General features: G+C 63.9%; 8 protein-coding genes and 1 pseudogene. 1 reads left to right on the plus strand and 8 read right to left on the minus strand.

Going from position 1 to position 13,072, the window contains the following annotated elements:
* Positions 1-9: 9 nt before the first annotated feature.
* From TX24_RS16565 to TX24_RS16605, 8 genes and pseudogenes are all read right to left on the minus strand, one after another.
* Positions 10-3,191: pseudogene (locus TX24_RS16565) on the minus strand (efflux RND transporter permease subunit).
* Positions 3,188-4,372, minus strand: a complete 1,185-nt coding sequence (locus TX24_RS16570; RefSeq protein WP_023110692.1) for an efflux RND transporter periplasmic adaptor subunit — start codon at positions 4,370-4,372, stop codon at positions 3,188-3,190. The pseudogene TX24_RS16565 and the gene TX24_RS16570 overlap by 4 nt, the downstream one beginning before the upstream one ends.
* A 235-nt stretch (positions 4,373-4,607) precedes the next feature.
* A complete protein-coding gene (locus tag TX24_RS16575) occupies positions 4,608-7,316 on the minus strand; it encodes a heavy metal translocating P-type ATPase (RefSeq protein ID WP_003821148.1) in 2,709 nt (902 codons plus the stop codon).
* 166 nt (positions 7,317-7,482) lie between these two features.
* Positions 7,483-8,052, minus strand: coding sequence for a DUF4148 domain-containing protein (locus tag TX24_RS16585; RefSeq protein WP_003821150.1), 570 nt, complete (start codon positions 8,050-8,052; stop codon positions 7,483-7,485).
* A 229-nt stretch (positions 8,053-8,281) separates the two neighbouring features.
* Positions 8,282-8,659: an ArsR/SmtB family transcription factor gene (locus TX24_RS16590; RefSeq protein ID WP_003821152.1), complete on the minus strand. Its 378-nt coding sequence runs from the start codon at positions 8,657-8,659 to the stop codon at positions 8,282-8,284.
* A 43-nt stretch (positions 8,660-8,702) separates the two neighbouring features.
* On the minus strand, positions 8,703-9,725 hold the full coding sequence (locus tag TX24_RS16595) for a cation diffusion facilitator family transporter (protein ID WP_003821153.1): 1,023 nt from the start codon (positions 9,723-9,725) through the stop codon (positions 8,703-8,705).
* 133 nt (positions 9,726-9,858) lie between these two features.
* On the minus strand, positions 9,859-11,169 hold the full coding sequence (locus TX24_RS16600; RefSeq protein WP_003821155.1) for an MFS transporter: 1,311 nt from the start codon (positions 11,167-11,169) through the stop codon (positions 9,859-9,861).
* A 9-nt stretch (positions 11,170-11,178) separates the two neighbouring features.
* The gene (locus tag TX24_RS16605) at positions 11,179-11,436 is read right to left on the minus strand and encodes a metal-sensing transcriptional repressor (protein WP_003821156.1); all 258 of its coding nucleotides are present in this window, start codon (positions 11,434-11,436) and stop codon (positions 11,179-11,181) included.
* A 282-nt stretch (positions 11,437-11,718) separates the two neighbouring features.
* Here TX24_RS16605 and TX24_RS16610 point away from each other — a divergent pair, with 282 nt between their 5' ends.
* On the plus strand, positions 11,719-13,047 hold the full coding sequence (locus TX24_RS16610; RefSeq protein WP_003821158.1) for a TolC family protein: 1,329 nt from the start codon (positions 11,719-11,721) through the stop codon (positions 13,045-13,047).
* The last annotated feature ends 25 nt before the right edge of the window (positions 13,048-13,072 follow it).

Genomic DNA, 13,072 nt, shown 5'->3' on the forward strand with positions numbered 1-13,072 from the left:
TCCTGGCCGTCATGCGTGCTGGTCGGTCATGCCGCCACGGGCATGGCGCGCTTCGCGGCGCAGCGCCAGCTTGCGCACCACAACGTAGAACACCGGCGTCAGCACCAGGCCGAATACCGTCACGCCCAGCATGCCGGCGAACACCGCGATGCCCATGGCGTGGCGCATCTCGGCGCCCGCACCGCTGGCCAGCACCAGCGGCACCACGCCAGCGATGAAGGCGAACGACGTCATCAAGATCGGGCGCAGCCGCAAGCGCGCGGCTTCGAGCACGGCTGCCAGCGGATCGGCCCCTTCGCTTTCCTTCGCGCGGGCGAACTCCACGATCAGGATCGCGTTCTTGGCAGCCAGGCCGACCAGCACCACGAAACCGATCTGCGTGAAGATGTTGTTGTCGCCCCCAGAGAGCCAGACGCCGGCGATCGCCGAGAGCAGCGCCATGGGTGCAATCAGCAGCACAGCGAACGGCAGCGACCAACTGTTGTACTGGGCCGCCAGGAACAGGAAGGCGAGCAGCACCGCCAGCGCGAAGATGTAGATCGCCGTGTTGCCAACCCGTTTTTCCTGGAAAGTCAGGTCCGTCCATTCGTAGGTCATACCGTCCGGCAGCGATTCGCTCACGATCTTCTCAATCGCGGCGGTGGCCTGGCCGGACGAGTAGCCCGGCGCTGGCCCGCCGCTGATGTCGGCCGAGGGAAAGCCGTTGTAATGCATCACCCGGTCGGGGCCGGAACTGCGCTCGATGGTCGCGATCGCGCTCAGCGGGATCATGTCGCCCGCTGCATTGCGCACCTTGAGCATGCCTATGTCCTCAGCCTGCATGCGGAACTGCGCATCGGCCTGGGCCATGACCCGGTAGGTGCGACCGAAGCGGTTGAAGTCGTTGACGTAGAGCGAGCCAAGGTTGACCTGCAGGGTGTCGAACACCTCGGTCAGCGATACGCCCTGCGACTTGGCCTTCACCCGGTCGATGTCCACCTGCAACTGCGGCGCATTGGTCTGGAAGCTGGCGAGCATGTTCGCCAGCTCGGGCGCCTGCATGGCCTTGCCCATGATCTGGCCCTGTGCCTGCGCAAGCGCCTCGGGACCCAGGCCCGCCCGGTCCTCGATCTGCAGCTTGAAGCCGCCCATCGAACCCAGGCCCGGCACCGGCGGCGGCGGGAAGATGCCAACGAAGCCGTCCGGGATCTGGCTGAACTTGCCCATGAGCTTGCCCTGGATGGCGAAGGCCGACAGCGACGGGTCCTTGCGCTCATCGAAGGGCTTGAGCATGGCGAACATCAGCGCGGTGTTCGGCTGGTTCACCGGTCCATTGACCGACAGGCCCGGGAAGGCCACCACGCTCTCGACGCCCGGCTCAGCCAGTGCGATCTTGGTCATCTCCTTGACGACCGCCTCGGTGCGATCCAGCGAGGCGCCGGTCGGAAGCTGGGCGATGCCCACGAGATAGTACTTGTCCTGGGCCGGCACGAAGCCCGCAGGCACCTTGTGGAAGCCCAGCCAGGTCAGGCCCAGGAAGCCGACGTAGAGCAGCAGCACGATGGCGCTGCCGCGCACCGCGCGGCGCACGCCCCCGACGTAGGAATTCGAGGCGCGATCGAAGAAGCGGTTGAAGCGGCGGAAGAAGCCGCCGAACACGCCGTCGATGATGCGCGTGAGACGATCGGGCTTGGCCGCGCCGTGGTGCGGCTTGAGCAGGATGGCGGCCAGCGCTGGCGACAGCGTAAGCGAGTTGATCGCCGACAGGATGGTCGAGAACGCGATGGTCAGCGCGAACTGGCGATAGAACTCGCCCTGCAGCCCCGACAGGAACGCCGAGGGGATGAAGACCGCTGCCAGCACCGAGGTGATGGCCAGGATCGGGCCAGTCACTTCATCCATCGCCTTGCGCGCCGCATCCTTGGGCGATTCGCCCAGCGCCATGTGGCGCTCCACGTTCTCCACCACCACGATGGCGTCATCCACCACGATGCCGATGGAGAGCACGAGGCCAAACAGCGACAGCGTGTTCAGCGAGAAGCCGAACATGTGCATCACCGCGAACGTGCCGACCAGCGAGACCGGCACGGCGATCAGTGGAATGATCGACGCGCGCCAAGATTGCAGGAACAGCACCACCACGATCACCACCAGGAGGATGGCCTCCAGCAGCGTGACGGCGACGGACTGGAGCGAGGCGCGCACGAAGACTGTGGGGTCGTAGGCGATCTTGTACTCGATGCCTTCGGGGAACTTGGCCTGCAGCCGCTCCATCGTCGCGCGCACCGCGCTGGACGTGTCCAGGGCATTGGAGCCGGGCGTCATCAGGATTTGCAGGCCGACCGCGTTCTCGCCGTCGAGCTGGCCGCGCATGGTGTAGTTGTCCGAGCCCAGTTCCGTTCCAGGCGTGCGACGTCGCGCAGGCGGGTCACCTGGCCGTTGGCGCCGGCCTTGATCACGATGTCGCCGAACTGCTCTTCGGTGGTCAGGCGCCCCAGCGCATTGACGCTGACCTGGAAGGCGGCCGACGCATTCGGCTGCTGGCCGATCGAGCCGGCTGCGACCTGCACGTTCTGCTCGCGGATGGCGGCGACCACATCGCTGGCGGTCATGCCCCGCGATGCGACCTTCTCGGGGTCGAGCCAGACGCGCATTGCGTACTCGCCTTCACCGCCGATGATCACGTTGGCGATGCCCGGCAGGCGCGCCAGTTCGTCGCGCACGTTGAGCATCGCGTAGTTGGACACGTACAGCGGGTCGTAGCGGTCCCCCGGCGAGAGCATATGCACCACCATGAGAATATCGGGCGCGGTCTTGTCGGTGACCACGCCGATGCGCTGGACCTCGGGCGGCAACCGGGGCAGCGCGCGTGAGACGCGGTTCTGCACCTGGATCTGCGCGACGTCGGGGTCGATGTGCTGCTCGAACGAGATGGTCAGCACCATCCGCCCGTCCGTGGACATCTGGGACTGCATGTACATCATGCCTTCCACGCCGTTGACCGCCTGCTCCAGCGGCGATGCCACGGTGTCGGCGATCACCTGCGGGTTGGCGCCGGGATAGCTGGCGGTGACCTGCACCGTCGGCGGCGTGACCTGGGGGTACTCGCTCAGGGGGAGCTGGAAATAGCTGATCGCGCCCGCGATCAGCATCAGCACCGACAGGACGATGGCGAAGATCGGCCGGTTGATGAAGAAGCGGGGGAAATTCATTTGCGGGCCTCCGCCGAGCCGGCCGCGCCGTCAGCCTTGGCGGGGTCCGCGCCACCGGCCTTGGCAGGCGCCGCAGCGGGAGCCGGAGCGTTTGCCGCAGCCTTGGTCGCGCCGGTCGCGCCGGCGGCCGGTGCCGCGGGCGCCTGCATGGGCACCATGCGCGGCGTGACCGCCATGCCGGGGCGCACGAGGCCCTTGATGATGATCTTCTCACCGGCCTGCAGGCCGCCGTTGATGACGCGCAGCCCGTCCACCACCGGCCCCAGTTCGATGGGCCGGTACTGGGCCTGGTTGTTCTCGCCCACGACCAGCACGTAGTTGCGCCCTTGGTCGGTGCCCACGGCCTGATCGTCGATCAGGACGGCCTCGCGCGCCGCGCCGGTGGACAGCTTGGCCCGGGCGAACATGCCGGGTGCCATGCGCCCATCCGGGTTGGGCACAACGGCGCGCGCGCGGATCGTGCCGGTGCTTCGGTCAATGGTGTTGCCCACGAAGTCGAGCGCGCCCCTGTGCGGGAAACCCTTGTCCGTGGTCAGCCCGACCTGCACGGGCAGCGAAGCCTTGCTACCGGCGCCCGCAGCGGGCCGCGAGCGGCTGACGACGTTGAGATAGGTGGCCTCATCAATGTCGAAGTACACGTGCAACGGGTCGATGGATACGATCGTGGTCAGCAGCGTGGCCGCGCCGGCGCCGCCACCGCTGACCAAGTTGCCCTCGGTCACGAGCACGCGGTCGACGCGCCCGGCGATGGGCGCAGTGACGCGGGCGTAGGACAGGTCCAGCTGAGCCGCAGCAACGGCGGCCTTAGCCGCCTGCACCTGAGCCTGGCGCGCGTTGCGTGCGGAGGCGGCATCGTCATAGGTCTTGCGCGCGACGGCGCCGGTCGCCACCAGGCGCTCGGCGCGGTCAAAGTCGGCCTGGGCCTGGCTGGCCAGCACCTCGGCCTGACGCAGTTGCGCCACGGCCGTGTCGAGCGCAACCTGGAACGGCCTCGGGTCGATCTGGAACAGCAGTTGGCCCTTGCGCACGAGGCTACCTTCGGGAACGCTCACCGCATCGACGGCGCCGCCGACCCGCGAGCGCAGCTCGACGGTCTTGGGCGCGGCCAGGAAGCCGGTGTACTCGGCCGATGGCGCGACCGTGCGGGTAATGACCTCGGCCACGGGCACCTGCGGCGCCATCGGCGCGCCCGCCGGGGGCGCCGCGGCCTTGCCCTCGTCCTTGGCGTCGCGGGCAGCGATCGCTATCCCCCCCGACGGCTGCGATGACGCCTGCCACCACAATGATTCTGATTTTTTTACGCATGGAAGTGACCCTTTCTTGGATGCAGGACTCCGGCCCTTCCGAAGCGCTCTGCAGACATTTGTGTGGAGGCTAGGCGTTACAACGACGGCAAGGTCAAGCCCTCTTGTTGCCTCAGCGGGCAGACGGCACGGACAAGGTGGTGGGACGCCCGGCGTCGTCGCCGTGGTTGGCCTCCGGCGCGCCCTTGAAGCGCAGCAGGCGCAGTGCGTTCAGCGTGACCAGGGCCGTGGCGCCGGTGTCGGCCAGCACGGCAACCCACAAGCCGGTGATACCCAACACGGTGGTGACCAGGAACAAGCCCTTGAGGCCAATGGCGAATACGACGTTTTGGTGAATGTTGGCCATCGTCGCCCGCGACAGGGCCACCAGGTGGGCCACGTCCGTGACGCGGCTCTTGAGCAGCGCGGCATCGGCGGTTTCCAGCGCCACGTCCGTGCCGCCGCCCATGGCGATACCCACGTCGGCGGTCGCCAGGGCCGGCGCGTCGTTGATGCCGTCGCCGACCATCGCCACCTTGGCATCACGCTTCATCTCGTTGACCAAGCGCAGCTTGTCCTGCGGCAGCAGCTCGGCCTCCCACTCGATGCCCAGCTTGCCGGCGATCGCCTGCGCGGTGCGGCGGTTGTCGCCGGTCAGCATGACCGAGCGCACGCCCATGGCGTTGAGCTGGGCCACGCCTTCGCGCGCGTCGCGGCGGGGCTCGTCGCGCAGGGCCAGCAGGCCCAGAACGTTCTTGCTGGCTTCGTCGAACAGGACCACCACGGTCTTGCCGCCATCCTCCAGCTTGTCGATTTCCCTGCGGTGCGCGGCTGTCAGCGTGGCCGTCTGTTCCGCATGGGCGGGCGATCCGACAGCGAGCGCACTGCCGTTCACGGTGGCGCGCACCGCCTTGCCGGCAATGGCCGATGCGCCCGTGGCCTGGGGAATCGCCACGTCCAGGCTCTTGGCATGGGCGACAATGGCCTTCGCCAAGGGATGGTTTGAGCCGGACTCGACAGCGGCGGCAAGCGCAAGGACCTGTTGATGCTTGAACAGCCCGAAGGGCAGGACCTCGGTGATGCGCGGCTTGCCCTCGGTCAGCGTGCCAGTCTTGTCGAAGGCAATGGCGCGCACGCGGCCGATGGTTTCCAACGCGTTGCCACCCTTGATCAGCAGGCCCCGTCGCGTGGCCACCGCAAGGCCCGAGGCGATGGCCGCCGGTGTGGAGAGCACCAGCGCACATGGGCAGGCAATCAACAGCAGTGCGAGGCCGCGGTACAGCCAGGTACCCCAGTCGCCACCCATGGCAAGTGGCGGAACCACCACGATCAACGCCGCGATGGCCATGACGGCAGGGGTGTAGTAGCGGCTGAACTTTTCGATGAAGCGAGCCGTGGGCGCCTTGGAGGACTGCGCCTGCTCCACCAGTTGGATGATGCGAGAAATGGTGTTGTCCGATGCCGTCTTCTCGACTTGTACTTCGAGCACGCCATCGACGTTGATGGAGCCGGCGAACACGTCGGCACCGATAGCCTTTTGACGCGGTACGGACTCGCCGGTGATAGGCGACTCGTCCAGGCTGCTTTCACCGCGGAGGATCTTGCCGTCCGCAGGCACCCGGTCACCAGGGCGCACCAGCACGCGGTCGCTCACGCGCAGGGAAGCGGCGGGCACTTCGCGCTGCCCGCCCGCGGCATCGAGCAGTACCGCCGTCTTAGGCACCAGGGAGGCCAGCGCCTTGATGCCGGCGCGCGCGCGGCCGGCGGCCACGCTTTCCAGCAGCTCGCCGATCGCGAACAGGAACACCACGGCAGCAGCTTCCTCGGCCTCGCCTATCACGAGCGCGCCCAGCGAGGCGACGACCATCAGCGTTTCGATAGAGAACGGCGAGCCTGACACAGCCAGCGCGAAGGCTTTGCGAGCGAACGGCAGCACGCCCGCGATCACCGCAGCGGCGAAGATCCATTCAGCGTAGCCAGGAACGAACTGCGCGATCGCGTAGGCCGAGCCCATCAGGCCGCCCAGGCCCAGCACGTGCTTGCCTTTCTTCGTCTGCCACCAGCGCTGATGGCGCGCCGTCGATGCTGCTGCTGGGGCCGCGGGTGCTGAGCCATCATGGCGGCGCACGTCGGAGACGCCGAAGCCCAGGCTCTTGATGGTCTTCTCGATGTGGCCGAGCTGCGTGGGGCCGCCAGACGCGAGCGTCAATTCCAGCGTTTCTGCGGTGAAGTTTATGCGGGCATCGGACACGCCATCCATGCGAGCGAGCGCCGTTTCGATCTTGCCGACGCAACTGGCGCAGTCCATGCCCTCGACGCGCATGGACACGTTGGGGGGCGTGCTGGGTGCTCCACGGGAGGCAGAGGCCGGCGCATGGTCATGCCCGCTGCAGGCCCCGTGATCGTGACCGTGGTCATGGGCATGGCCGTGAGCATGGCCATGCCCATGGTCATCACCGCACGCTTTGCCGTGCGAATGATCGTGCCCGTGGTCGTGGGCATGCCCATGGTCATGGTGGCCGCCGCAGCCGGCGTGGTCATGCGCGTGGGCCGCATGGCACGGTGCAGGTGCTGCGGACATTTCGGACGCGGGCAGTGCCTGCACGTCGAAGCCCAGGGACCGGATTTTCTTGGCAATGTCGCGTGCAGTATTTCGGCTACTTGTGCTGCGCGTCAACGTCAGCGTCTCATTTGTAAAATTAACCTGTACATTTGATACGCCATCAATTCGACCAAGCGCTGTTTCAATCTTGCCGACGCAACTGGCGCAATCCATACCTTCGACCCGAAAGCCCAGTTGTTCGTCCTGCGCTCCTGTGCCGTCCAATGTTTCCAAAGACATATCAATCTCCTGGTTCTCTGAGTAATCGCCGTGGCAGGACGCACAAATCAGCGATCGGAATGTTATGCAAACAAATGAACACTTGTTTGTATGTTTATTCAAAAAAAAGAAAGAATCTCTTTCTGGCTGAACCATCCGACCGCTGCTTTATGCAGCTGCCATTAAGTCATTTTTTGTTGCGCAGCATCTGGTAGGTTTCAAATGCGGTGCGGTAGGCATCACTATAGGTATCAGGCGTCTGCTCACCAGCCCAGAATCCAGCCATTCCCGCAACCTGCCAATCTGCCAAATCACTCTTTACTTGAGCACGAGTCAATGCCACCGGAGCCTTGTAAGCCGCACCCAGCTTGAGCTGGAGATAGCTCTCGTAGGCTTGTTGGTAGGCTTGGGTGTGCGAAGCGGTGGTGATTCCGCGCGAGGTGAACGCGTGCATGCCGGAGATTTTCCACAGTTCCAAATCAGCCATCACTTCAGCACGAGTCTTTCCTGCTGAGGGCGCCTGATACATATCACCTTGGGTCAATTGCAAGTAGCGCTGAAAGGCAGCCTGGTATTGAGGGCTGAACGTATCCGGGCCGCTTTCGCCGCGAGACAACGCTTCCAACCCAGATTGCCTCCAAGCAGCCAGATCCTCCTGGACCTGTTGCCGTGTCATATCTGCGGCGAACGGTTGAGCGTTTACTCCAGCAGCAAAAAGTGCGGAAAGCAGAACAGCAAAGCGAATTTTCTTGGACATGGTCAATACTCCTTGACGTTAAAAATAATGGCGTGGTCCTTACGCCTTTCGGATACCCCGTAGACAAATAATAACACACATGAAGATATGTTCAAGTGTTTATTTTTAGAGTGCTTTTTGCTTGGGGTCTTCTAGGCATTCAGCAAGGCGCGCCGGTGTCTCTCTAGATTAATAGCCAAAAAAAGCCTACCCCTTGAAGGCGTAGGCCGGCGCGCACTCACATGTTCAGTCAATCGTCGTGTCTGTCCTCCGAAATGTGAACCGCCATGTCCTGGAGTACCTGGCTGACGTGCTGGTCGGCAATGCCGTAGAAGATGTGCTTGGCTTGGCGCTCGCCGCGCACGAGGCGCGCGCCGCGCAACAGGCGCAGGTGATGGCTGACCAAGGACTGCGACAGGTCTAGCGAGCCAGCAATGTCGCCCACTGCGACCGATCCGCGCATGCACTGCAACAGGATTTTCAATCGCGATTGGTCGCCCAGCAGGCGGAAGGTCTCTGCCAGAACAGCGACGTCACTTTGCGATAGTGCGAGGACATCAGTGGTCGTGCCGTGGTTAGAGGTCGAACATTGCACAATAGCGGCGCTGGTGGTTTTGCGGGATGTCATGGATTCAAACCCTCAAGTGAACTGCGAACCGTCTAGCACGGCCTCAATGCTTGTGACCGGGAGCGGAGTGGTCATGGTCATGATTGTGCTCACTGTGGTCGTGGCCGCTGTGGTCCTGACGGCCTGTCGTGGGTTGCAGGCTGCAGATGTTCTCGTCAGCCTCCGAGTTCCAGTCGATTCCGACTGTGGCGTGTTCGATGCTGAACTGCTCTCGCAGCACCGCCTCGACGCGCTTGACCACAGCTCGCGCCTCCTCGTCCACGTTGGGTCGAACGTGTAGCGTGGCCATCGTGCGACCGGAAGTGAGTTGCCACACGTGAACATGGCTGACAGCCGCCAGGCCGGGCACAGTGCTCATCAGGCCTTGTTCCACCTTTTCCGGCGAAGCGTCCTCTGGCGCACCCTCCAACAGGATATGGATCGACTTGGCCAGGAGCTTCCAGGCGCTGCGCAGAATCAACGCCGCTACTAGAACCGACAGGATGGGGTCGATCGGAGTCCAGCCGGTGAAGTAGATGACGATCGCTGCAACGATGGCGCCGACAGAGCCGAGCAGGTCACCCATCACGTGGAGGATGGCACCTTTCACATTGACGTGATCGGTTTCGCCGCGGGTCATGATCCACAGCACGAGGACGTTGATCAGTAAGCCGAGCACGGCGACGATCATCATCGGGCCGGCGAGGATGACGGGCGGCGCCTGCAGCCGCTCCCACGCCTCGTAGGCGATCCATGCGACGATCGCGAACAGGGTCACGGCGTTCAGGAAGCCGGCGATGACCTCGAAGCGCAGGTAACCGAATGTGCGTTTGCTGTCGGCTGCGCGGCGACCGAATCGGAAGGCAGCGTAAGCCAGGGCAAGTGCCACGGCGTCGGTCAGCATGTGGCCAGCATCGGCAAGTAGGGCTAGCGAGCCCGACAGCACGCCGCCGACAGCTTCCACGAGCATGAAGCCGAAGATCAGGAAGAAGGAAACCAGAACCTTGCGCTCGTTGGCGCTCGTCACTGTGGGGGTGTGGTCGTGATCATGGTCGTGACCATGGTCATGTGCATTGGATTGGGACATGGGCGCCTCTGCTGGTTGAGTGTTTGACTATGGCGAAATATAACACATGAATATGTGTTCATGTGATATATTTTCGCTCACCCTTCTCAGCCTCCGAAGCCATGCGTTGTGATGCCGCAACGAGAAAATGTGCCTATCCTTTCGGCCAGATACGGTGCAGGTCATCCAGAATCAGCTGGTGATGGTGCCTGCCTTGGTCTGCGTGTGTGCGTAAATGAGGGTGATCCGGCGGCAAGCTGGGGTGGTCATGCGCCACGTCAGAAGGGTCGCTGGCCGGCCACAGCCAGAGCGTCAGCGCCACGCCGGCCAAGCCGACCAGGGACATGACAATGAAGGTCGATGGCAAGCCCATGACCGCGCCGAAGCGGCCGGCAAGTGGGTAGCAGATGAGCCAACAGGCGTGCGACAGCGCGAAGTGTGCCGCGAAGATCGCAGGACGGTCCTCGGCATGGGCCGAGCGGCGCAGAAGACGGCCGGATGGCGTTTGCGCCACGCTGTAGCCAAAGCCGATGATCAACCACAGCGGCAGCAACAATGCATAGCTCGGCAGCAGTGCGCCGATCCCCGTGCCCACGACCAGTACGGTAGCGCCGGTGAGCATCGCGGTTCGGTCGGCCACCTTTTCCAGTAAGGATGGCAGAACGAAGGCTGCCACCATCGAACCGCCTCCGAATGCCGCCAGTGCCGACGCCACTTCGACCTCGCCTAGGCCAAAGCGCGCCTTCACGAGAACCACCGTGTTCACGATCACCATGGCGCCCGCCGCCGAGACGGCCAAGCTGATCGCCAGCAGGCCCCGCAGGCGTGGCGTAGCGAGATAGATGCGTGTGCCGCGGGTCGTGCGATCCCAAATGCCGCGGCGCGGTCCGGGAATAGTTGTGGGCAACCGCACGCTGACCACGAGCGCGGCTGAAACGAGGAAACCGAGCACTGTTCCCGCGAACAGGTTGTGAAAGCTGATGACGGTCAGCAGCGCAGCAGCCAGCATCGGGGAAATCAGGCTTTCCAGGTCATAGGCCAGCCGGGACAGCGACAGCGCCTTCGTGTAGTCCTCTTCATCGGGAAGGATGTCCGGGATAGTGGCTTGGAAAGTCGGCGTGAAGCCGGCGGATGCCGCTTGCAGGACAAAGATCAGCAGATAGATCTGCCAGACCTCGGTGACAAAGGGCAAACAGATCGCGACAACCGCTCGTACCAGGTCCAGCGCTACGAGCAATGACCGTCGCGGGAACTGGTCGGCGAAGGCCTGTGCGACTGGAGCGACTCCCACATAGGCCAGCATCTTGATAGCCAGCGCCGACCCGAGCACCGCACCTGCATCGGCCCCGGCCAGCTCGTAGGCAAGTAGGCCGAGCGCTACCGTCATCAGGCCTGTGCCGACGAGTGCGATCACCTGCGCGGTGAACAGGTGGCGGTAGGTGCGGTTCTTTAGGACGGAGAGCATCGAGAGACCTCAGAGCAGTCTGGTTAGCGCCTTCATTTCGGCTAGAACGGAGTCCTCATCATGAGATAGGCAGTGGTCGATGTGGTCATGGATCAGGACGCGCTTGGCCGCTGTGACGGCGCTCTCCACCGCAGCGAGCTGGCGAGCGATGTCCAGGCAGGTTTCTTCTCCTTCGATCATCCCGATGACGTGTCGCAGATGACCCTCGGCGCGCTTGAGCCGTTTCACGAGATCTGGGTGGCTGGTGTGCTTGTGCATCTCTTTCATGCAGCAATCATATCCCCCCCCGGGGGATATGCTCAAGGAGTCTGCATAGCTGTTTGCGCAGTGGATTAGCCCCACCTCGCCTCTCGATGTCTTGCGCCCGACGCCCTCTCTAAGGCGATTGGTGCTCAAAGGATGTAAGGTTTTCTTTCCCATTCATATGAATAGATATACAATTGTTCATATCTAAGCCAGTGAACAGTGGCTTTTCAACGACAAGCACTTGCTCGGAAAGAGAACACCCAGCCGGGGGTAAGTACTGATGCAACACCGATGGAGAATTGAATGCTTCGCAAAGACATACGCAAGGGATGGATCTGGGCGGTATCCACGCTTTGGGCCGGCACCGTGCTAGCCCAGCCAGTAGCCGCCCCTCACGTCCCATCCAGACCAGACAGCCACATGGTCGCCCAATTGTGGGAGTCAGCTTGGCAGCGGCAGCCAGAAGCCGCTGGAGAAGGCGCCTGGCAGCAGGCCGCCCAAGCACGCCAAGAGACGGCCGGCAGTTGGGTGGCAGGTCCGATGGCGCTGGAAGCCTCCACCAAAACTGATCGGTTCAACAACCGCAACGGACAGCGCGAATATGAAGTCGGGGTGGCTATTCCCCTTTGGATGCCTGGTGAGCGCGCCTCGTCGGCACGCTGGGCGGACGCGGAAAGCCTCGCGCTATCCAGCCGGATGCTGGCCGCCAAGCTACGCACGGCCGGACAGGTTCGCCAGGCATGGTGGGCATGGCAGCGTGCCCAGGCCGAATTGGTGGCGGCGCAGGATCGCACCCGCAGCGCGGACGAGTTGGCGCAAGATGTGGCTCGCCGGGTTCGCGCGGGCGACCTGGCGCAAGCCGACAGAAACCAGGCCGATGGCGCCTTGGCGTCGGCTCGTAGTGCCCTGGCCATTGCTCAGGCCGAAGAAATCACGCAGCGCGAGGCGTTGTTGGCACTGACCGGCATCGAGAGTATCCCGTCGCAGGCCGATTCCGCGCAGCCGGAGCAGTCAGGTGTCCGAGTTCAACCGGCATCGGCACAGCCGTCCGGCGCGTTGTTGGGTAACCACCCTGCGCTGCTGGAACTGCAGCACAAGGCGCTGGCGGCCCGCCGCTCTGCGGAACTGGTGTCCCATCAGAAGTACGCCAACCCCGAACTGACCCTGGCGACCACGCGGGATCGGGGCGGCTACGGCGAACGCTACAACCAGACGATCACGGTGGGTGTGCGCATTCCCTTCGGTACGGGTAGCCGTCATACCGAGCAATTGTCCAGCGCCAATGCGCAGGCACTGGAGGCTGAGTCGGCACTCGCGGCCCAGCGCACCCGGCTACTCTCGGAAATTCGAACTGCCCAATCGCGCGAACTGGCAACCAGCACCCAGATGCAGGCCGCTTCGGAGCGCCAGCGACTAGCCCAACAAACGCGCACCTTCTACCAAAAGTCGTTCGCGATGGGCGAGACGGACATGCCGACACGCCTTCGCATCGAGCAGGAGGCCACCGAGGCCGAGCGCGCGGCGCTGCTCGCCAAGGTGGAGCATGCCGCGGCCATCTCGTCCCTGTTGCAGGCACAAGGCACGCTGCCGCAGCCGACCGAGACTTTCACTGACATCTCCGGCACGCGCTGATCGGCGCGCGCTCAACCATCCTGGA

The sequence above is a fragment of the Pseudomonas lactis genome (genome assembly GCF_001439845.1).
In the GTDB taxonomy this organism is placed as follows: Bacteria; Pseudomonadota; Gammaproteobacteria; order Pseudomonadales; family Pseudomonadaceae; genus Aquipseudomonas; species Aquipseudomonas lactis.